22 protein-coding genes are annotated in these 17,655 nt (G+C 74.1%); 8 read left to right on the top strand and 14 right to left on the bottom strand.

Translation table 11 applies throughout. From position 1 onward, the window contains the following. Positions 1–10: 10 nt before the first annotated feature. The 12 genes from ACGFI2_RS13100 to ACGFI2_RS13045 all read right to left on the bottom strand — a co-directional run bounded on the left by ACGFI2_RS13100 (position 11) and on the right by ACGFI2_RS13045 (position 8,896). Positions 11–1,030, bottom strand: coding sequence for a LysM peptidoglycan-binding domain-containing protein (locus ACGFI2_RS13100; protein ID WP_393515270.1), 1,020 nt, complete (start codon positions 1,028–1,030; stop codon positions 11–13). A gap of 14 nt (positions 1,031–1,044) precedes the next feature. Continuing rightward, a complete protein-coding gene (locus ACGFI2_RS13095; protein ID WP_393515267.1) occupies positions 1,045–1,479 on the bottom strand; it encodes a hypothetical protein in 435 nt (144 codons plus the stop codon). Continuing rightward, the gene (locus tag ACGFI2_RS13090; protein ID WP_393515264.1) at positions 1,476–1,937 is read right to left on the bottom strand and encodes a TadE/TadG family type IV pilus assembly protein; all 462 of its coding nucleotides are present in this window, start codon (positions 1,935–1,937) and stop codon (positions 1,476–1,478) included. The genes ACGFI2_RS13095 and ACGFI2_RS13090 overlap by 4 nt, the downstream gene beginning before the upstream one ends. Before the next feature lie 5 nt (positions 1,938–1,942). Then, entirely contained in the window at positions 1,943–2,431 is a 489-nt protein-coding gene (locus ACGFI2_RS13085) for a TadE family protein (protein WP_393515261.1), read from the bottom strand. Further along, the gene (locus ACGFI2_RS13080) at positions 2,431–2,631 is read right to left on the bottom strand and encodes a hypothetical protein (RefSeq protein WP_393515258.1); all 201 of its coding nucleotides are present in this window, start codon (positions 2,629–2,631) and stop codon (positions 2,431–2,433) included. The genes ACGFI2_RS13085 and ACGFI2_RS13080 overlap by 1 nt, the downstream gene beginning before the upstream one ends. 26 nt (positions 2,632–2,657) lie before the next feature. Beyond that, positions 2,658–3,518, bottom strand: coding sequence for a type II secretion system F family protein (locus tag ACGFI2_RS13075; protein ID WP_393515821.1), 861 nt, complete (start codon positions 3,516–3,518; stop codon positions 2,658–2,660). Positions 3,519–3,520: 2 nt separating this feature from the next. Beyond that, positions 3,521–4,477 carry a type II secretion system F family protein gene (locus tag ACGFI2_RS13070; protein WP_393515818.1) on the bottom strand — a complete coding sequence of 319 codons (957 nt, stop codon included), beginning with the start codon at positions 4,475–4,477 and terminating at the stop codon, positions 3,521–3,523. Further along, complete coding sequence (locus ACGFI2_RS13065; RefSeq protein WP_393515255.1) at positions 4,420–5,964, bottom strand: CpaF family protein; 1,545 nt, start codon at positions 5,962–5,964, stop codon at positions 4,420–4,422. Before ACGFI2_RS13065 ends, ACGFI2_RS13070 begins: the two co-directional genes overlap by 58 nt. Then, positions 5,954–6,787, bottom strand: coding sequence for a ParA family protein (locus ACGFI2_RS13060; RefSeq protein ID WP_393515252.1), 834 nt, complete (start codon positions 6,785–6,787; stop codon positions 5,954–5,956). Before ACGFI2_RS13060 ends, ACGFI2_RS13065 begins: the two co-directional genes overlap by 11 nt. Next, positions 6,787–7,452: an SAF domain-containing protein gene (locus ACGFI2_RS13055; protein ID WP_393515249.1), complete on the bottom strand. Its 666-nt coding sequence runs from the start codon at positions 7,450–7,452 to the stop codon at positions 6,787–6,789. Before ACGFI2_RS13055 ends, ACGFI2_RS13060 begins: the two co-directional genes overlap by 1 nt. Beyond that, positions 7,449–8,291, bottom strand: a complete 843-nt coding sequence (locus ACGFI2_RS13050; protein ID WP_393515815.1) for a hypothetical protein — start codon at positions 8,289–8,291, stop codon at positions 7,449–7,451. Before ACGFI2_RS13050 ends, ACGFI2_RS13055 begins: the two co-directional genes overlap by 4 nt. An 89-nt stretch (positions 8,292–8,380) precedes the next feature. Further along, entirely contained in the window at positions 8,381–8,896 is a 516-nt protein-coding gene (locus ACGFI2_RS13045) for a hypothetical protein (RefSeq protein WP_393515812.1), read from the bottom strand. Between the two features lie 671 nt (positions 8,897–9,567). Here ACGFI2_RS13045 and ACGFI2_RS13040 point away from each other — a divergent pair. The 3 genes from ACGFI2_RS13040 to ACGFI2_RS13030 all read left to right on the top strand — a co-directional run bounded on the left by ACGFI2_RS13040 (position 9,568) and on the right by ACGFI2_RS13030 (position 12,634). Further along, positions 9,568–10,302 (top strand): prepilin peptidase, encoded by a 735-nt coding sequence (locus ACGFI2_RS13040; protein ID WP_393515809.1) that lies wholly within the window; start codon positions 9,568–9,570, stop codon positions 10,300–10,302. A 190-nt stretch (positions 10,303–10,492) separates the two neighbouring features. Then, the gene (locus tag ACGFI2_RS13035; protein ID WP_393515246.1) at positions 10,493–11,266 is read left to right on the top strand and encodes an SAM-dependent methyltransferase; all 774 of its coding nucleotides are present in this window, start codon (positions 10,493–10,495) and stop codon (positions 11,264–11,266) included. Between the two features lie 120 nt (positions 11,267–11,386). Continuing rightward, a complete protein-coding gene (locus ACGFI2_RS13030) occupies positions 11,387–12,634 on the top strand; it encodes an MFS transporter (protein ID WP_393515243.1) in 1,248 nt (415 codons plus the stop codon). Between the two features lie 156 nt (positions 12,635–12,790). Here ACGFI2_RS13030 and ACGFI2_RS13025 read toward each other — a convergent pair whose 3' ends face one another. Continuing rightward, on the bottom strand, positions 12,791–13,690 hold the full coding sequence (locus ACGFI2_RS13025) for an RNA polymerase sigma-70 factor (RefSeq protein ID WP_393515240.1): 900 nt from the start codon (positions 13,688–13,690) through the stop codon (positions 12,791–12,793). 166 nt (positions 13,691–13,856) lie between these two features. Here ACGFI2_RS13025 and ACGFI2_RS13020 point away from each other — a divergent pair, with 166 nt between their 5' ends. Continuing rightward, positions 13,857–14,342 (top strand): carboxymuconolactone decarboxylase family protein, encoded by a 486-nt coding sequence (locus ACGFI2_RS13020; protein WP_393515237.1) that lies wholly within the window; start codon positions 13,857–13,859, stop codon positions 14,340–14,342. An 81-nt stretch (positions 14,343–14,423) separates the two neighbouring features. Here ACGFI2_RS13020 and ACGFI2_RS13015 read toward each other — a convergent pair whose 3' ends face one another. Beyond that, positions 14,424–15,533, bottom strand: coding sequence for an epoxide hydrolase family protein (locus ACGFI2_RS13015; RefSeq protein WP_393515234.1), 1,110 nt, complete (start codon positions 15,531–15,533; stop codon positions 14,424–14,426). 91 nt (positions 15,534–15,624) lie between these two features. Here ACGFI2_RS13015 and ACGFI2_RS13010 point away from each other — a divergent pair, with 91 nt between their 5' ends. The 4 genes from ACGFI2_RS13010 to ACGFI2_RS12995 all read left to right on the top strand — a co-directional run bounded on the left by ACGFI2_RS13010 (position 15,625) and on the right by ACGFI2_RS12995 (position 17,651). Further along, a complete protein-coding gene (locus ACGFI2_RS13010) occupies positions 15,625–16,086 on the top strand; it encodes a MarR family winged helix-turn-helix transcriptional regulator (protein ID WP_393515231.1) in 462 nt (153 codons plus the stop codon). 94 nt (positions 16,087–16,180) lie between these two features. Next, complete coding sequence (locus ACGFI2_RS13005; protein WP_393515228.1) at positions 16,181–16,618, top strand: YbaB/EbfC family nucleoid-associated protein; 438 nt, start codon at positions 16,181–16,183, stop codon at positions 16,616–16,618. A gap of 5 nt (positions 16,619–16,623) precedes the next feature. Then, positions 16,624–16,953 (top strand): type VII secretion target, encoded by a 330-nt coding sequence (locus ACGFI2_RS13000; RefSeq protein WP_393515225.1) that lies wholly within the window; start codon positions 16,624–16,626, stop codon positions 16,951–16,953. Further along, positions 16,950–17,651 carry a WXG100 family type VII secretion target gene (locus tag ACGFI2_RS12995; RefSeq protein ID WP_393515222.1) on the top strand — a complete coding sequence of 234 codons (702 nt, stop codon included), beginning with the start codon at positions 16,950–16,952 and terminating at the stop codon, positions 17,649–17,651. Before ACGFI2_RS13000 ends, ACGFI2_RS12995 begins: the two co-directional genes overlap by 4 nt. Positions 17,652–17,655: the final 4 nt, after the last annotated feature.

The following is a 17,655-nucleotide window of genomic DNA, read 5'->3' as shown; positions in this document are numbered from 1 at the left end:
TCGGCGGTCCTCAGTCGCGGCGGTGTCGCCCGTTGCCCGCCAGCCGGGCCGGCGCCGGCCGGCGGCGCAGGCCGAGCACGGCGCCGATCTGCGCGCCCACGATGCTCGCCACCGCAAGCACCGCCGAGATGGCCAGCGGGCGGTTGATGCCCTCCTCGGCCGTGGCCCGGGACGCGCCGGCCGCCATCGCCGGCTGCTGCCCGTCCGGCGCCTCCACCGTGGGCGTGGCGTCCCGAGTCGGCGTGTCCGGCGCGGGCTTCGGCTTCGGCTTCGCCGCCGACGAGGACGCGGCGCCCGCGCCGGGCTTCGCCGGCGCCGGCTTGGCCGACGTCACCACCAGCCGGCCCGCGGCGTGCCGTCGTGCGCCGTCGTCCACCGCACCGCCGGGCAGCTCAATGAGCTGACCGGGACGGATTCGGTCCGCGTCGGCGAGCCGGTTCAACCGCGCCAGCTCCCGGTAGCGGTCGAAGTCGTCCAGGTACCGGTCGGCCACCTCGCCCAGGTAGTCGCCCTTTGCCACCCGGTACACCGCCGGGTCGGCGGCATCGGGCGCCGGGGTGACGACCCGCGGTGCGGTGTACGCCGTGGTGACGACGGGCGCGGCGACCGCCGGCTGCGGGGCGGTCAGCGCGGCGGCGCTCGCCGCGGCCGGGCTCGCCGCCAGGATCAGCGCCACCGAACCGACGAGCGCGGCGGCGGCCCGCTGCTGGCGGTGCATCCCGGGCAGCCTCGGCGCGGGCCGGCGCACCGCCGACGCGAGCAGCTCCACCACCACGGAGAACGCGAACGTGGCCCAGCCGAACCAGCCCACCACCGCCAACGCCCGCAGGAAGAGCTGCCCGTCGTCGCGGCTGGTCAACGCCGTACCCATCTCGGCCAGCGTGGGCAGGTGGTCGGGCAGCGGGTTGCCGGCGAAGGCCAGCAGCGCGACCGGCCCGCCGGCCAGCACCCCGACCAGCACGACGAGGGCGCCGAGCCCGGTGAGGACCTGCCCGGCGCGGCGGGCGGCGGAACGTCCTGGTGCACCCATGGCGGCCTTCCTTCCTACGGTGGTGGTGCGGTGAGCGCCCGAGCGGTGGCCTCACCGGTGACGGTCGCGGTTCTCTGCGCGCCGAACAGACCGAGCAGGTCCCGGCGGTAGGTGATCCGCACGCGTACCCGGATCTGGGTCTCGGTGCCGACCACGGGAAAGTCGACCTCGTGGTCGCCGACCCCGCCCGCGGCGCGGAGGTAGCCGGCGACGGCCGCGCGGGCGGCCGTCTGGTCGATCCGTTTAGGGCCGCCCTCGATGGCGCTCGCCCGGTCGATCATCTGGCCGCCGCTGCGGGCCGCCTCAGCGGCCAGGTTGTCGGCGCGTTGCAGCGTGCGCAACTGTCCGGCGCCGTCGTAGGCGAGGCTGACGATGCCGAGCACGCCGGTCATCGCCACGGCCAGGAAGAGGCTCACCCGGCCGCTCTCCGCCTCGCGCCGCCCGGTCATCCCCGGCTCCGGTAGGTGTCCAGCGGCGAGGTGAAACGCGCCGAGACGGTCTTGCCGCCCGGCACCCCGGGCAGGCCGGGCGCGCGCAGGTCGTCGAAGGAGACCGTGCAGGTCACGGTGACGGTGACGGTCGCCGGCACGCCCGCCTCGCTGCGGTACGCGGCGGCGAAGGTGGCCGGCCGGCCGTCCACCGACCCGGTCAGGTCCAGTCTCGGCGGGGCGGTGCAGCGCAGGCCGGACCAGTTGAGCTGGTCGCGGGCCGCCTTCTCGGCGGCCCGCGTGCCGTCGCGGGGCGTCCGGGCGAGCGAGGCGGCGCGGGCGGCGTCGTGCGCGGCCGACTCCACCGCCTCGTCGGCGACCGCGGTCCGGCCGGCCACCCCGGCGAGCACCATCAGCGCGATGAAGGCCGGGGCGAGCACCGCCACCTCGATCGAGACGGAACCTCGGTCCCGTGGCATCGGCCTCACCCCGTGGTCCAGTGTTCGGCGGGGCCGTGCGCGGTCTGCACGACCTCGAAGTCGACGCCCGGGATGACCGACAGGGAGCGACCGCGCACCGTGCAGGTGACGTCGGTGGCGGTCTCCGCGCAGGTCGGGCCGGTCCGGTCCCAGCCGACCAGCCAGTCGCCCGACCGGCGCAGGAAGCTGGTCGCCCGGTCCCGGCCGGCGGTGGGCGAGGCGTCGAACACGCGTTGGGCGTTCACCCCGGTCTGCGCCGCGTTCAGCGCGGTGGACCGGGCGACGAACCAGACGGCGACCTGGATCGAGCCGAAGAGCAGCACCAGGATCACCGGCATCATCACGGCCAGCTCGACCGGGTTGGCGCCCCGTTCGCGCCCGCCCGCGTCGAGGCGGGCGCGCAGGGTGGCGACGATCCGCCCCGGGCCGTGCGGACCGGCGGGCCGGCCGGCGGGCGCCGGCCGGCTCCGGACCGTACGGGCGGGGCGGGACATCACGGCGCCGTGTTGTTCGGGATGGCGTTCATCCAGTTGTTCGCGCGGGCCAGGGCGAGCGTGGTGACCGCCATGGCGACCGCCACCAGGCCGAAGATGATCACCGCGGTCGGGACCGGGCTGTCGCCACGCTCGCCGTCGCGGCGCAGCTCGGCGAGGCGGTTGCTCACCGCCGCGTACAGGTAGGTGTAGAGGTACATGGTCGTCTCCTTCTCGGGGGTGGGTGTCACAGACGGGCGATGAACGGATACACGGCGAAGCCGAGCAGGACGAAGACCAGCAGCGAGCCGGGGATGTCCAACTTGCTGGTCACCCCCTCGGCGCGGGTCAGGTTGTCGGTGCGGATCTGGTCGCGCAGCGAGTCGGCGCGGGACCGCAACGTCTCGTGCACCTGGGCGCCCTCGCTGCCGGAGGAGCGCATGATGGCGCCCACGTCGCCCAGCTCCGGGATGCCGATCCGGTCGGCCAGCTCCTGCAACTCGTCCCACGGCGAGTGCATCTGGAGCTGGGCGAGCCGCAGCGCCTCCCGGATCCGGTCGAAGACCCAGCCGTCGCAGACCGTCGCCGCGCGTTCCAGCGACTGCACCGGGCCGTGCGCGGCGGAGAGCTGCAACGCCACCAGGTCGAGGTAGGTGCAGACCGCCTGCCGGAACTCGTCCCGGGCGGCGTCCGCCTTGCTCAGCACCGCGCGGTGCGCCACCAGACCGGCGACCAGCGCCAGGCCCAGGCTGGCCAGCACCGGTACCGCCACCGGCATGGCCACCCCGCCGACGAAGAGCACGGCCGAGACGACCGCCGGGGTGGCGAAGCCGACCAGCGCGGAGAGCAGCACCGACAGGGCGTACTGCTCGGGGGTCCGGTCGAGCAGGGCGAGCTGCCGGGTCGGCGGGCGCAGCCAGCGGGCGAAGCCGCCGAGCCAGTCCGGCCCGGCGCCGGCCACCGGGGCCTGGCCGGGCGGCTGGTGCAGCCGGCGCAGGGCCGGGCCGAGCGCCGGGGTGGCCGGCAGCGCCTCCCGGACCACGAGGAAGAGGCCGAGCCCGACCGCCGCCCCACCGATGACAGCCACCGCGAGCTGCCAGTTGATCAGCATTACGCGATCGCCTCCTCCGGGTCGGGGGCCGGCAGGAAGCGCGCCGGGCGGGGCGGCTGGCTCATCGACCGCACCCAGACCAGCAGCCCGATGAAGGCCGCACCGAGCACCGCCATCACCAGCTGCCCGGTGACCGTCTCGTAGGGACGGATGTAGTCGCTGTTCACCAGCCCGTACGCAAGCGTCGCCAGGGTCATGCCGGTGAGGAAGCGGACCGCGAAGCGGGGCTGGGTCCGCTTCGCCTCGACCTCACGCCGGGTGGCCACCTCGGCGGAGGCGGCGCCGGCGATCGAGCCGAGCACGTCGCCGAGGCGCTCGCCCCGGTCGGTGAGGTGCAGGATCAGCGCGGCCACCACCTGGTCGGCGACCGGGTCGGCGATCTCGTCGGCGAAGGCGAGCAGCGCGGAGCGCGCCAGCCATCCCGCCTGGAGGCGGGCGGCCAGCGTGCGTACCTCCTCCTGGATCTCCTCCGGCGCGGTGGCGATGGTGCCGACGATGGCCTGCTGGAGCCCCTGCCCGGTGGCGGAGATGTCCTTGAGCCGCCGGGTCCACTCGCCGACCGCCTCGATCCGGGCGATGGCCCGCTGCTCGGCCCGGCCGACCGAGAACAGCCACGGCACGCCGGGCACTGCGAGCGCCACCAGCAGGCCCACCACCGGCAACCCGGTGAACAGGAACGCCAGCGCCCCGGCGACCACCGCGGCGCCGAGCAGGAGCTGGTGGCGACGCTGGTCGGCGCGGCTGGCCCCGGAGCCGGTCCAGATCCGGCCCAGGCCCGGCCCGGCGCCGGCCGGCGTCGACCTCGGCGGCCGGCGCGTGCCGACCAGCGCGACCACGGTCAGCACCAGCCCGGCGACGCAGGCCGCGCCGGAGACCAGGGCGATCAGTTCGATCTGCGTCACGGCCGGCCCCCGGTCGGCCGCCGCCCGAGGCGGGTGTGCCGGGGCCGCCGCCAGGCGCCCGCCCCGGCCTCCACGAAGCGGGTGAGCAGCCGGGCGTCGTAGCCGACCCGCAGCAGCTGGTCACGGATCCGCTCGGGCAGGTGCCGGGGGACCGCCCGGCCGTCCGGCCCCGGGCCGAAGACCGTGGTGGTGGTGATCCGGTTGCCCTCGCCGACGCCGATCACCTCCTCGACGTGCGAGACGAAGCGGTGCTTACGACCGCCGATCGCGGTCTCGTCCTCGACCGTCACGTAGACGATCAGGTCGAGCGCGTTGCCGGCCATCCGGCGGGCCTGGTCCACCGTCATCTCCCGGCCGTGGGAGAGCGCCAGCTCGATGATCCGTTCGCTCACCCCCGCCGGGGTACGGGCGTGGATGGTGCACATCGACCCGCGGCTGGTGGTCATCGCCTGGAGCATCGGCACGATCTCGCGGGACCGCACCTCGCCGACGATGATCCGCAGCACGCCCATCCGCAGCGACACCGGGATCAGGTCGGCGATGCTCACCTCACCGGCGGGTCGACCATCCGCGCCGCGCTCGCCGTGCCCCTCCCGGGACTCGAAGCTCATCACCGCCCGGTGTTTCTGCCCACGCCGGGCCGGCAGCAGCTCCCGACTCTCCTCCAGCAGCACGTACGGCTCGTCGGCCGGGATGTCGTCCATCAGCGCCCGGATGACCGTGGTCTTCCCGGCCCCGGCCAGCCCGGCGACCATGATGTTCAGCCCGGCCCGCATGGACGCGCGGAGGAAGTCGCGCAACAGCGGGTCGATCATCTCGTCCAAGTCCGGCCGGCCGCCGGCGATGTCCTCCAGGCTCACGTCGAGCGTGTTGTGCTTGCGGATCACCGCGTAGGGGCGGTGGCTGACCAGGAAGACCGCGGCGAGCCGGCTGCCGTCGGGCAGTTGCAGGTCGAGCGTGGGCTTGCTGGTGGAGAGCGACCGCTCGGTGGCGCCGGCCCGCCGGGCGGCGGCCTGGAGGATCTCCACCAGCTCGTCGTCGGTCTCGGCGATCGGCTCGGCCCAGTCGACGCCGCCGCCGTGCCGGGTGATGCGCACCTGGTCACAGCCGAGGATGTGCACCTCCTCGATGCTCTCGTCGACGAGCAGCGTCTGGAGCCGGCCCAGCCCGACCAGCTCGGCGGTGACCTGGTCGAGCAGCAGCCGCTCCTCGTCGGCGGGCATCGGCGTGCCGCCCCGGCGCACCGAGTCGGCGTACGCGGAGACCACCGCGACGGCCAGCCGGGCCCGCTCGACCTCCTCGGCGTCGGCGTCGAACTCGCGGCCGCGCTGCCAGTGGGTGAGCCGCTCGCTGAGTTCCCGGCGCAGCTCGCGGACCACCGCGAAGTCGACCCGGGGGCGGGGCGGTGACGCCGGCGGCGCGGCGGGCAGGGCCGGGCCGGCGACGTGGTGCCGCCCGTTCGGCGGGGCCAGCGGCGGGACGGTGGAGACGACGCCGGGCTGCTGGGCGCGGGGGTCGTGCGAGACCGGTTCAAACCGCACCGGACACCCCCGGCGCGGTCGGCGCGCTCACCGGGCGGGCCGGGGTCGCCCCGGGCCAGGCCAGCCGGGCCCGCCGCCGGTCCAGCAGCGCCCGGACCGGCACCTCCAGCGCGCCGGCCGCGCGCATGAGCGGCCGGTTGGCGCGTACGGTGCCGCCGTGGGCGAGCACCTCGGCGGTACGCGGGTCGTGCGGCAGCCGGGCGATCACCGGCAGCCGCAGCGCCTTGCTGATCTCGCTGGTGCCATGGCCGTCGCCCACCACCAGCAGGCGCAGGTTGCCCGGTGGGACCCGGTGTTCGGTGAGGTCCCGTTCGACGGTCCGGACCGTGGCCCGGGTGGCGGAGAGGTCGGGCAGGTGCGCGCGGGTGACCAGCAGCACCACCGCGGCGGCCCGCAGCAGCGGCCACGGTGGACCGTCCACCGCCAGTCGACCGCAGTCGACAAGCACGTCGTACGGGGGCACGCCCCGTTCCAGGCCGGTGAAGTAGTCGGCGAAGCGTTGCCAGAGCGGCACCAGGCTGCCGGCCTGGGCCGGATCGACCACGCCGGGCAGCAGCAGCCGCTCGCGGCGCGGCGCGTCCAGGTCGACCAGCTGGGACCAGAACGTGCTCTCCAGGCTGCCGTCGCGCAGCTCACCGACGGCGAGTTCGCCGATGCCCCGTGGGCCGTCGAGCGCCCCGCCCAGGTAGCCGGCGAGGATCGAGCCGCCCGCCGGGTCGCACTCGGCCAGCACGAGCCGGCGGTGCCAGCTCAGCGCGGCGGCCAGCGCGGTGGTGGTGACGCCCGGCGAGCCCTTCGCCGAGACCAGGGCGATGATCGCCATCAGGCCGCCTCGGTGAGCACGAGCGCGATCCGGTCGTCCGCGGCCAGCACCACCACCGCCGGCACGTCCCGGACGGCGAGCGCCAGGTAGACCACCACGTCGTCGTTCTGCGGCGTGGCGGTGTCGATCACGGTGGCCTCGAACCGGGTGCCGCCGCCCCGCGTCGCCTCGCTGCCGTTGGCGCCGCTGTCCGGCGTGCTGACCAGCAACACCTTGTCGCCGGGGTGCAGTTCGCGGGCCGGCACCCGGGCGGACTCCAGCCCGAGGGCGATCTGCTGCTGGCCGGGGCCGAGCAGCGGGGCGTCGGTGAGCTGGGTCGGGGTGAGCAGCGTGCCGGGGGTGAGTCGGACGGCGGCGCGCAGGCCGAGCAGCTCCTTCATCCGGTCGGCCGGCACCGGCCGCAGTTCGCGTCCGCCGGAGACGCGGACCGGCACCAGGTCGTCGGCGGTGATCTGCTGGCCCACCTCGACCGGCCGGGCCACCGCGAGGTAGCTGCCGGTGGAGCGCACCGAGGTGACCGCGAACGCCGCGCCGAGCCCGCCGAGCGCGATCAGCAGGATCGCCAGGCCGAGCAGGCCGGGCCGGACGCGTCGTTGCCGGACCACCTTGGGCGGCGCCACCGGCGCCTCCACCGGGGTCCCGTTCCGGGATGCCACCACACTCATCGGGTCACCACCTGAAGTTCGTTGATCTGCACCGGGACGATGCCGCTGACCCGGCTCTGGGCGATCTCGCCGCTTTCGCCGCCGCTGGACGTCCACTCGACGGTCCAGAACGTGGTGGCGTAGACCTGGTAGGTGCGCGCCTCGGGGTAGCCGTTGGGGAGGCCGCAGTCCGGCGAGGGAGACCCGGCGCGCGGCCCGTCCGCCGTGTAGGGGGTGCCCGGCCCGTGGCAGGTGACGTCGAGCCCGGGGGCCATGTGCCAGACGATCCGGGTCACCTTCGCGGTGATGTCGACGGTCAGCCCTCGCTCCGAGGCCGAGGCGGACAGCGGCCCGAAGTAGGAGGCGCCGGGGCTGGCCCACATCCAGACCGGCAGGCCGACCAGCCCGGGTCCCTTGCTGCGCCGGGGCGCGACCGCGGCGCGGGGGCGCAGCAGGGAGATCGAGGCGAGCGCGCGGCGGGCCAGCTCCTCCGGGTCGGGCGGCGTGCCGTATCCGGGCGGCGGGGCGTCGAGCAGCACGAGCGTCTGCTGACCGGTGGCGCCTCCGTTGCAGCTCGCCACGTAGTACTGCTTGCCGGGGGGCGGATCTCCCTGCGGCTCGGCCAGCTTGTAGTAGCAGCCGTCGCCGTTGTTGAACCAGCCGAGCAGGTCGTCGTAGCAGGGGATGACCCGGCCGTTCCACTGGCACTTCGCGGTACCGCCTCCGCCGTCTCCGCCCCTGCCCGGCCCGCCGGGATCTCCCGGGATGGGTGGGTCGTCGTCCCAGACGTCGCAGTCGGTCTGTCCCGGTGGGCAGGAGCCGCCCGGGTCGGCGGCCCGGGCCGGCGCGCCGGCCAGCATGAGCAGCGCCGCCAGGCCGGCGGCGAACCACCGGCGGCGGGGCGTCCCGGCCCGGGTCGGGCGGGCCGGGACGTCCTCTCCTCCCCAGGTCAGCACGGTTGGTCCTGGTGCGCCGCGCCGGCATTGACGAGCCACCGGCCGTCCGGGTAGCGGGCCGCGGTCGCGGTGGCGAGATACCGTCCGCCGCGGGTGCCGGGCACGATCTTGCGGTCCTTGGCGTAGACCAGCCGGTAACCGCGCGCGTCCAGGCAGTCCTGGATCTCGACGGTGGGCGGGTCGGCGGCCAGATCGACCGAGACGACGGTGGGGTCGGAAACCAGTTTTCCGGTACGCATCGCGCCGTGCTCCTTCGCGTTACGAATTGCCACTCGCACCCGGGTCAGCAGTGGATCGGCCAGAAAGCGGTCCAGTGCGGGATGGCCGGGATCACTGCGCGCGCTCGCCGTCCGGGAGGCATCGAGATATCCGGAATAGGCGGCGAGTGCCGCCTTTTCGGCGGCGCTCTCCTCGGCCGAGGAATGGGCGGCGGGCGCGGCGGTGCCCCCGGCCAGCGGGCCGGCGGCCACCTCGGGCCCGCTGCCGCAGCCGGCGGCGCCGGCCACCAGTGCGAGGCTGAGCAGGCAGATTTCCCATCGGCGGGATTGCCATACGCGCAACGCCGAGCCCTCCTCGGTGCCGGCCCGGTGCGGTCGCGTCGACCCGCTCCGGGCATGCGGAAGCGCGCCCGGATCTGTCCGGCCGGGCCTCGACCGCCACCGCTTGCATTTACCTGTGCTGATCTTCGTCGAATGTGGAGCTGATGTCCTCGGTCGGCCTCCGACGCCAATTGATCGGGGGTTGCGTCGTACCCAAGGGGCGAGCATAGGCTGACGTCCGCCGATGCAACAGAGGCAATTCACGTGAACACGGTGAGTGAAGACGGGTGGTGGGGGCGGGTGAATGTCCGGACCGTGACGGGCGGGTGCACCACGGGCGGCCCGCCGGCAGGCGTGCGCCCACCCGCACCCGTCCACCCGCCCTCGGCGGTGCGCCTCCGCGCCACCGGTATGAGGGGGGACCGCCCAGGTCGTCCGATCCGTCCCACCGCCCGGCCGCACCCGGCCGTCGCCGGCCGTGCGGGCCGCCGCGGCGCCCCACCGGACGCCTCTTTCCGCGCCATCCGTCACACGCCGATCGAAGATCTGTCACTCTGCGTGCTCCGATGTGGAGACAGTGGCGGCCGGACGGGGGAGCCGGCGTGACCACCGAACGGGTCCACCACCTCGACCCACCGGCGATGACACGTCGCCCGGTCGTCCGGCTGCTGGCCACCCTCGCGCTCGTGCCGTCGGTCCGGCTGGCGGTGGCCCGCTACGCCGTACCGTCGGACCGCCCCGACCGGACCGGCTGCGACGCCTGCGGCGCCCCGATCGGGCTGGACCGGCCGCTGCCGGCGCTCGGCCCGGCGGCCCGCTGTCCGGGCTGCCGGGCGCGAGTCGGCGCGCCGCCCGCGGTGGCGGAGGTGGCGCTGCTCGTCGCGGCGGCCGTGCTGATGCTGTCCGGCGGACCGCTCGGCGCGCGCCTGGCGCTGGCCTGGTGGCTCGCCTGGGCGGTGCCGATGGCCCTGGTGGACGCCGCGTCGCACCGGCTGCCCGACCGGCTGACCTGGCCGGCCGCGGCCGGCACCTGGGCGCTGCTCGGGGTGACCGCGCTGGCCGGGCCCGGCCCGACGCCCTGGCTGCGGGCGGTCGCGGCCGGGCTGGCCCTCGCCGCCGGCTTCGCGGCCACCACGCTGCTGTTCGGGCGGCGCGGGTTCGGCCTCGGCGACGCCAAGCTGGCGCTGGGCACCGGTGCGCTGCTCGGCTGGTACGGCTGGCCGGTGCTGGTGGCCGGGCTGACGCTCGCGGTCACCCTCGCCGCGGTGGCCGGGCTGGCGCTGCTCGCCGGCCGGCGACTCCGCTGGTCCAGCCATCTGCCCTTCGGCCCGTTCCTGATCCTCGGCACCGCCGCCACACTGGTGCTCACCACCTGAACGCCTGCGCGGCCACACCCGGGCGCCGGTGACCACGCTCCGGCGCGACGTTCCCGTGGCGGACGCTCGGCGGTCGGGAGTGTTCCAAGGCCGGGCCCCCTGTTAACGCCTCCGGTATAGGCGGGCCCCCCGGTTGACACCCGCCACCACGGGTCAGCGAAGCGTCGCTCAGGGTGCTAGACATCAGGGCGTGACGGACGCTGAGGCGCGACCCAACGTCGCCCGGATGTACGACTACTACCTGGGCGGCTGCCACAACTTCGCGGCCGACCGCGCCGCCGCCGAGGAGATCCTGAAGATCTTCCCGGACACCGGTGTGGCGGCCCAGACCAACCGCGCCTTCCTGCGCCGCGCCGTGCGCTGGGCCGCCGAGCGGGGCGTACGCCAGTTCCTCGACGTCGGCGCCGGCCTGCCCACCCAGGGCAACGTGCACGAGGTGGTCCGCGCGGTGAACCCGGACGCCCGGGTGGTCTACGTCGACCACGACGAGGTGGCCGTCGCATACGCCCGGCGGCTGCTGCCCACCGACGGGCGCACCGTGGTGGTCCGGGGTGACCTGCGGCGACCCGACGAGCTGCTGGCCGATCCGGCGTTGCGGGCCACCATCGACCTGGCCGAGCCGGTGGCGTTGCTGCTGGTCGCGGTGCTGCACTTCGTGCCCGACGCGGACGACCCGTGGGCGGCGGTGGCCCGGCTGCGCGACGCCACCGCACCGGGCAGCCTGCTCGCGCTCTCCCACCTGACCCTGGACGGCGCGCCGCCGCTGCCCGCGCGGGCGGGCACCGAGGTCTACCGGCGCAGCAGCTCGCCGCTGGTGCCCCGCATCCACGCCGAGGTGGCCCGCTTCCTCGACGGCTACGACCTGGTGGAGCCCGGCCTGGTCCGGCTGGCCGACTGGCGACCGGACGGCGAGCCGCGGGCGGCGGTGTCGCACGGCTACGGCGGGGTGGGTGTGCGGCGCTGACCTCCCGACACCAATAAACCTAGCAAGCACCGGGCACGTGCGGTATCGGTTGACGGGCCGATGACCGCGCTCGGAAATCCCCGTTAGATTCGCCGAGCTGATCTGACGGGGAGGTCATCTGTGTCCACCGTGTCCACAATCGACGACGAACAAATTTCCCACCCGCTTGTCCGGCGCGGGCTCATTCCGGAAACACGGCCGCAGCGGATTCTCGCGTTGGCCACATTCGTCAACATGATCGGCAGTGGTGTCTTCATGGTCACCGCCGCCCTCTTCTTCACCCGGGTGGTCGGTCTGCCGCTGGCCCAGGTGGGTCTCGGAATGGGTGTCGCCGCCGGCGCCGGCCTGCTCGCGGGCGTGCCGGTGGGGCATCTCGCCGACCGGCGCGGCCCGCGCGAGGTCTACCTCCTGATGCTCGTGGTCCAGGGCACCGCGATGGGCGCACTGGTGTTCGTCCGCAATTTCTGGCTGGTGCTGGTGGCGCTTTGCGTGAGCGAACTGGCCCGATCCGCCGGCGGCGCGGCCCGGGGTCCACTCGTTCGCGAAATCGGCGGCGCCGACCTGGCCAGATATCGCGCCTACCTACGGTCGGTCGCCAATCTGGCCGGCAGTTGCGCCGCGATCGCGACCGGATTCGCCGTGCAGTTCGACAGCCGTCCGGCCTACCTGTCGCTGGTGGCGGCGAACGCGCTCAGCTTCGTCGCCGGCGCGGCGGTGGTCGCGGCGCTGCCGAAGATGCCGCCGGTGCCCGCGCCACCGCACGTGAGCCGCTGGGCGGCGACCCGCGACCGCGGGTACCTCGCCGTCACCGTCCTCGACGGCGTCATGTCGATCCACCACCAGGTGCTGCTCTTCGCCCTTCCGCTGTGGATAGTCGGGCACACCGAGGCGCCCCGCTGGCTGGTCGGCGCGACCGCCCTGGTCAACACCGCGCTGGTGGTGCTGCTCCAGGTGCCGGCGAGTCGGGGGGTGGACAACAGCGACGCGGCCGGCCGGGCCGTACGCCGGGCCGGTGTCGCGTTCCTCGCCGGCATGGCGGTCGTCGCCGCGACCGCCGGGCTGCCCACCTGGCTCGCCGTCGCCGGCATCGGGCTCGGCGTCTGCGTGCACACGGTCGGCGAGCTGTGGCACACCGCCGGTTCGATGGAGCTGCGCTTCAGCCTGGCCCCGGCGCACGCGCAGGGCCAGTACATGGGCCTGTTCGGGTTCGGCGCCGGCCTGGCCAACGTGGTGGCGCCGACCGTGCTCGCGCTGTTCTGCATCACCTGGGGCGTGCCGGGCTGGCTGCTGCTCGGCGGGGTGTTCCTGGGGGTGGGTCTGGTGACACCAGGAGTGGTGCGGTGGGCGGAGCGGAACCGCCCGGCGTGACGGTCAGCCGAGGCCACGGTGGGCGGCCCAGAGCGCGCCGGACGTTGAGCGTGGTCAGGGTGAACTCCTCGCCGCGCCGGGTGTCGGTCCAGCGCAACGGCTCCGGCACCGTCACGTTGCTGGCGAGGGCGCTGACGTCGGGCCAGGCGTCGCTGCTCATCCCGGCATCGTCGCACGGCGGCTCAGCGTCGTCTCCCGGGTCATGTGGGACAGCTTCTCCGGGTTGCGCACCGCGTAGAGCCCGCTGATCCGCCCGTCGTCGAGGCGTACCGCGATGACCGTGTCCAGCTCGCCGTCGAGCCGGACGACCAGCGCCGGATAGCCGTTGACCTGCGCCAGTTCCATCGACGCCGGCCCGGCGACGCGCCCCCACCCGCCGGCCAGCAGGCGGGCCACCTTGTCGGCGCCGGTGACCGGGCGCGGGATCGCCTGCTTGATCCCGCCGCCGTCGCCGACCAGCACGACGTCCGCGGCGAGCACGGTGAGCAGCGACCGGAGGTCACCCGTCTCGACCGCCCGCCGGAACGCGTCGAGCGCGTCCCGGGTCTCGGTCGGGGAGACGGTACGGCGGGGGCGGCGCGCCGACACGTGGGCCCGGGCCCGGTGCGCGATCTGCCGTACCGTGGCCGGGCTCCTGTCGACCGTCTCGGCGATCTCGTCGTAGCCGACGTCGAACACCTCGCGCAGCACGAACACGGCCCGCTCGGTCGGCGTGAGCGTCTCCAGTACCAGCAGCATGGCCATCGAGACGCTGTCGGCCAGCGCCACGTCGTCGGCCACGTCGGGCGCGGTGAGCAGCGGCTCGGGCAGCCACGAACCGACGTACGACTCCTTGCGCCGGCCGAGGGCCCGCAGCCGGGACAGCGCCTGGCGGGTGGTGATCCGCACCAGGTAGGCGCGCCGGTCGCGGACCTCGTCGAGGTCGACGCCGGCCCACCGCAACCAGGTCTCCTGCAGCACGTCCTCGGCGTCGGCGGCCGAGCCGAGCAGCTCGTACGCGACCGTGAAGAGCAGGTTCCGGTGGGTGACGAACTCCTCGGTGGCCCGGTCCGCCATGACGTGCTCCCTGTCCGCTCGGCTGCGTTCCCCACCAGACGCCGGCCGCCGGCGCGGTGTGACACCTCGCCGCTGTGGCGGTGGTCACCCGGCCACGGTGTCACGCCGGGCTCGCCGCCGGCATCTCATGTTCGTCCGAACGCCACGCCACGGAGAGGGCGGAACCATGGAGACGCGAATCAACCTGTTCGAGAACGAGGTCTCGGCGAAGTTCCTGAAGCGGTTCGCCAACGCCGGCCTGGTGATCCAGCAGTCGCCGCTGTCGCACACCGTGCAGGAGCTGGTGTCGCTGCGGGCCAGCCAGATCAACGGCTGCGGCTGGTGCATCGACATGCACACCAAGGAGGCCACCGCCGCGGGGGAGAGCGCGGTGCGGCTGCACCTGGTCGCGGCCTGGCGGGAGTCGACCGTCTTCACCGAGGCCGAGCGCGCCGCGCTGGCGTTCGCCGAGGAGGGCACCCGGCTCGCCGACGCGTACCAGGGGGTGTCCGACGAGACGTGGGCCCAGGTGCGCAAGCACTACGACGAGGACCAGGTCGCGGCGCTGGTCTGCCTGCTCGGGCTGATCAACGCGGCGAACCGGGTCGCGGTGATCGCGCACCAGCAGGGCGGCTCGTACGAGGCGGGGATGTTCGCCGCCGCCCTGGGCTGACCGACGGGGAGCGGCCCGGTCCGGGAGAGTGACCCGGGCCGGGCCGCAGGGCGGCGGCGTTGCCCGTACAGAGAACTGCACCTACCTGGGTGCGGGAGTGCCGGCCAGTCGATCGAAGAACGTGCGGACGTCGGCGGCGAACAGGTCGGGCGTCTCCAGCGCGGCGAAGTGACCACCTCGGTCGAACTCGCTCCAGTGTCGGATCTGGAATCTCCGTTCGGCGAAGGAACGGATCGGCAGGGTGATGTCGTGGGCGAAGACGGCGACGCCGACCGGCGGCGGGCAGGGCGGCGGTGGTCCGCCGGCCGCGCTCTCCTTGATCAGTCGGGCCGAGGACGCGGTGGTGCGGGTGAGCCAGTAGACCGAGACGTCGGTGAGGACGCGGTCGACGGGGATGGTGGACGCCGGGTCGGCCCATTCGGTGAACTTCTCGGCGATCCAGGCGAGCTGGCCGGCGGGCGAGTCGTTCAGCGCGTACGAGACGGTTTGCGGGCGGGCGGCGTAGAGGATCTGGTGCGGGTGTCGCTGCGCCATGAGCTGCCTGATCCGGGCCAGCCGGGCCCGGTCGGGCTCGGACAGGTCGGCCTCCCCGGCCCAGCCGGGCGGCGGTGGCGTGGGCAGGTAGTTGAGGTGCACACCGATGACGTGCTCGGGGTCGATCCCGCCCAGCCGGGTGGAGATCACCGAGCCCCAGTCGCCGCCCTGGGCGCCGTAGCGCCGGTAGCCGAGGCGGCGCATCAGCTCGGCCCAGGCGCGGGCGACGCGGTCGACGTCCCAGCCGCGTTCCCGGGTGGGGCCGGAGAAACCGAATCCCGGTATCGACGGGACGACCAGGTGGAACCGCTCGGACAGCGGTTCGAGCACGTCGAGGAACTCGACGACCGAGCCGGGCCAGCCGTGGGTGAGGATCAGCGGCAGCGCGTCGGGGTCGGCGGAGCGGACGTGCAGGAAGTGCACGTTCTGCCCGTCGATCTCGGTGGTGAACTGCGGGTACCTGTTGAGTTCCGCCTCCTGCGCGCGCCAGTCGTACCCGGTGTGCCAGTGCTCGGCCAGCTCGCGTACCCGCGCCAGGGGGATGCCGTGGTCCCATCCGGCGTCGGGCAGTTCGTCGGGCCAGCGGGTGCGGGCCAGGCGGTCGGCCAGGTCGTCGAGGTCGGCCTGGGGAATCGCCACCCGGAACGGCTTGATCATGATCGCACCTTTCGTTGGTCGACCTAACGTTTGCCGCACCAACGTAATGCTCATTCGTTGGTTGTACCAATGGATTTGTTAAGCTGGCCACGTGGACACCCCGGACCCGGATGCCGTGCCGGCCCGACTGGCCGGACTGCCGAGCTGGCTGATCACCCAGACCGCCGTCCGCGCCGGACGGCTGGTGAGCGACGGACTCGCCGCGGTCGACGCCCGCGGCTACCACTTCCGGCTGCTGGCGACCCTCGACGAGTTCGGCCCCGCCAGCCAGGCGACACTCGGCCGGCGCAGCGGCATCCACGTCAGCGACGTGGTCGCGGCGCTCAACGAACTCGCCGACCGCGACCTCGTCGACCGCGCCCCGGACCCGGCCGACCGGCGGCGCAACGTCATCACCATCACACCCGCCGGGCGCCGGCAGCTCCGACGACTGGAAAAGCAACTCGCCGCCGTGCAGGACGAGCTGCTCGCCCCGCTGTCACCTGGCGAACGGGCGCAGCTCACCGGCCTGCTGAGCCGAGTGCTCACCCACCACACCCGACGGTCCGGCTGACTGTCGGGCACCGTACGGACCGTAGTCACCCGCGCGGATGCGGTGTTAGCCTCCTCCCGCCAGGCGTGATCATGGGGAAGGTATCGGGGGACACATGGGGGCCGGCTTCGCGAGTTCGGGTGGCCTGCTGGACCCGGACGGCGCCGTCGAGCGGCTGGCGGCCTGGAAGGGGCGGATCGACCAGCTCGCCGCCGACACCAAGGCGATGAGCGACCGGCTCCAGGAGCTTCGGGTCACCGCCGCCGACGGCAACGGCCTCTGCGAGGTGACGGTCGACTCCACCGGGGCGCTGTGCGACCTGCGGTTGGGCCCACGCACCCAGCGGGTCGCCCCCGACGTGGTGGCCCGGACCGTCATGGACACGATCCGGGAGGCGAAGCGGCAACTGGCCGACCGGTCCCAGGAGATCATCGCCGACACGGTCGGCACCGACTCGGCCGCCGGCCGGGCCGTCGCCGAGCGGGTCGGGCAACGGTTGCGTGACCCCGACGCCACCGAGGGCGGCGTCGACGACCAGCCCGGTCGGTGGTGAGCGGGATGGCCGACGGTTTCGCGGTCGACGCGGACCAGATCCGCGCGCACGCCCGCAACGTCGACGCCGTGCGGGCACGCTTCGACGCGGTGAAGACCGCCAGCGCGCACATCGCACAGGACGACTCCGCGTACGGGCTGCTGTGCAGTTGGCTGCCCGCGATCCTTGAGGGCCGGCACACGCGGCAGGACGAGCTGATCGCGTACGTGGAGGAGAACCTGTCGTTGGTCGTCGCCGGGCTGGGGACCACCGCCGACAACTACGACGGCGCCGACGCGGACGCGGACGCCGTGGTCCGCAAGGCGGGTGGCGGGCTGACGGGGGCCACGCCGTGACCGACGCCTCGCTGGTCGCCGGCGTCGTGTCGACCCGCAAACCGTGGACCGGGGCGGCGCTCGCCGACAGCTGTCAGGGGCTGGTCGACGCCATCCACAGCCAGGGCTGGGTCGACGACCTGATCGCCGGCGCGGCGTTCGGCGTCGAGGTCGCCGCGACCGTGATGGACCCGCTGAGCGCGTTGCTGGCCAACGGGCTCGGCTGGGCGATGGAATACTTCGAGCCGCTGCGGCAGGTCCTCGACGAACTCACCGGCATGCCGGACGTCGTCGCCTCGCACGCCGCCACCTGGGACAACATGGCCGCCGCCCTGCAGGGCATGGCGACCGACCTGAAGTCCTTCGTGGACGGCGACACCCCGCACTGGCAGGGGCGGGCGGCCGACGCCTACCACAACCTGATGGAACACAACGTGGAGGCGATCAACGGGCTCGGCGGGGTGTCCGCCGCCATGGCCGCCGCCACCCAGGCCGCCGGCAACCTGGTGATGTTCACCCGCGACATCGTCCGGGACCTCATCGCCGACCTGGTCGCGCGCGTGATCGTGTGGGCCGTCGAGGCCATCTTCGTGGTCACCATCCCGGTGATCGCGTCGCAGATCGCCGCCGCGGTCGTCAAGTGGGCCGGCCGCATCCTGACCTACGTCATGGCGCTGATCAGCAGCCTGACCAACCTCTCCGCACTCCTGGACGGCTAGCCGG

Source organism: Micromonospora sp. NPDC049282, assembly GCF_043197045.1.
In the GTDB taxonomy this organism is placed as follows: Bacteria; Actinomycetota; Actinomycetes; order Mycobacteriales; family Micromonosporaceae; genus Micromonospora.
The sequence above is the reverse complement of the archived record's forward strand: the minus strand, read 5'-3'. Positions and strand labels throughout refer to the sequence as shown.

What these genes read in the sequence shown, in the direction of transcription:
- ACGFI2_RS13020 (WP_393515237.1), top strand. Translation starts at nt 13,857, where the DNA reads ATGGAGACGCGAATCAACCTGTTCGAGAACGAGGTCTCGGCGAAGTTC.
- ACGFI2_RS13085 (WP_393515261.1), bottom strand. Translation starts at nt 2,431, where the DNA reads ATGTCCCGCCCCGCCCGTACGGTCCGGAGCCGGCCGGCGCCCGCCGGC.
- ACGFI2_RS13095 (WP_393515267.1), bottom strand. Translation starts at nt 1,479, where the DNA reads ATGACCGGGCGGCGCGAGGCGGAGAGCGGCCGGGTGAGCCTCTTCCTG.
- ACGFI2_RS13025 (WP_393515240.1), bottom strand. Translation starts at nt 13,690, where the DNA reads ATGGCGGACCGGGCCACCGAGGAGTTCGTCACCCACCGGAACCTGCTC.
- ACGFI2_RS13000 (WP_393515225.1), top strand. Translation starts at nt 16,624, where the DNA reads ATGGCCGACGGTTTCGCGGTCGACGCGGACCAGATCCGCGCGCACGCC.
- ACGFI2_RS13005 (WP_393515228.1), top strand. Translation starts at nt 16,181, where the DNA reads ATGGGGGCCGGCTTCGCGAGTTCGGGTGGCCTGCTGGACCCGGACGGC.
- ACGFI2_RS13090 (WP_393515264.1), bottom strand. Translation starts at nt 1,937, where the DNA reads ATGCCACGGGACCGAGGTTCCGTCTCGATCGAGGTGGCGGTGCTCGCC.
- ACGFI2_RS13015 (WP_393515234.1), bottom strand. Translation starts at nt 15,533, where the DNA reads ATGATCAAGCCGTTCCGGGTGGCGATTCCCCAGGCCGACCTCGACGAC.
- ACGFI2_RS13040 (WP_393515809.1), top strand. Translation starts at nt 9,568, where the DNA reads ATGACACGTCGCCCGGTCGTCCGGCTGCTGGCCACCCTCGCGCTCGTG.
- ACGFI2_RS13100 (WP_393515270.1), bottom strand. Translation starts at nt 1,030, where the DNA reads ATGGGTGCACCAGGACGTTCCGCCGCCCGCCGCGCCGGGCAGGTCCTC.
- ACGFI2_RS13060 (WP_393515252.1), bottom strand. Translation starts at nt 6,787, where the DNA reads ATGGCGATCATCGCCCTGGTCTCGGCGAAGGGCTCGCCGGGCGTCACC.
- ACGFI2_RS13055 (WP_393515249.1), bottom strand. Translation starts at nt 7,452, where the DNA reads ATGAGTGTGGTGGCATCCCGGAACGGGACCCCGGTGGAGGCGCCGGTG.
- ACGFI2_RS13050 (WP_393515815.1), bottom strand. Translation starts at nt 8,291, where the DNA reads ATGCTGGCCGGCGCGCCGGCCCGGGCCGCCGACCCGGGCGGCTCCTGC.
- ACGFI2_RS13080 (WP_393515258.1), bottom strand. Translation starts at nt 2,631, where the DNA reads ATGTACCTCTACACCTACCTGTACGCGGCGGTGAGCAACCGCCTCGCC.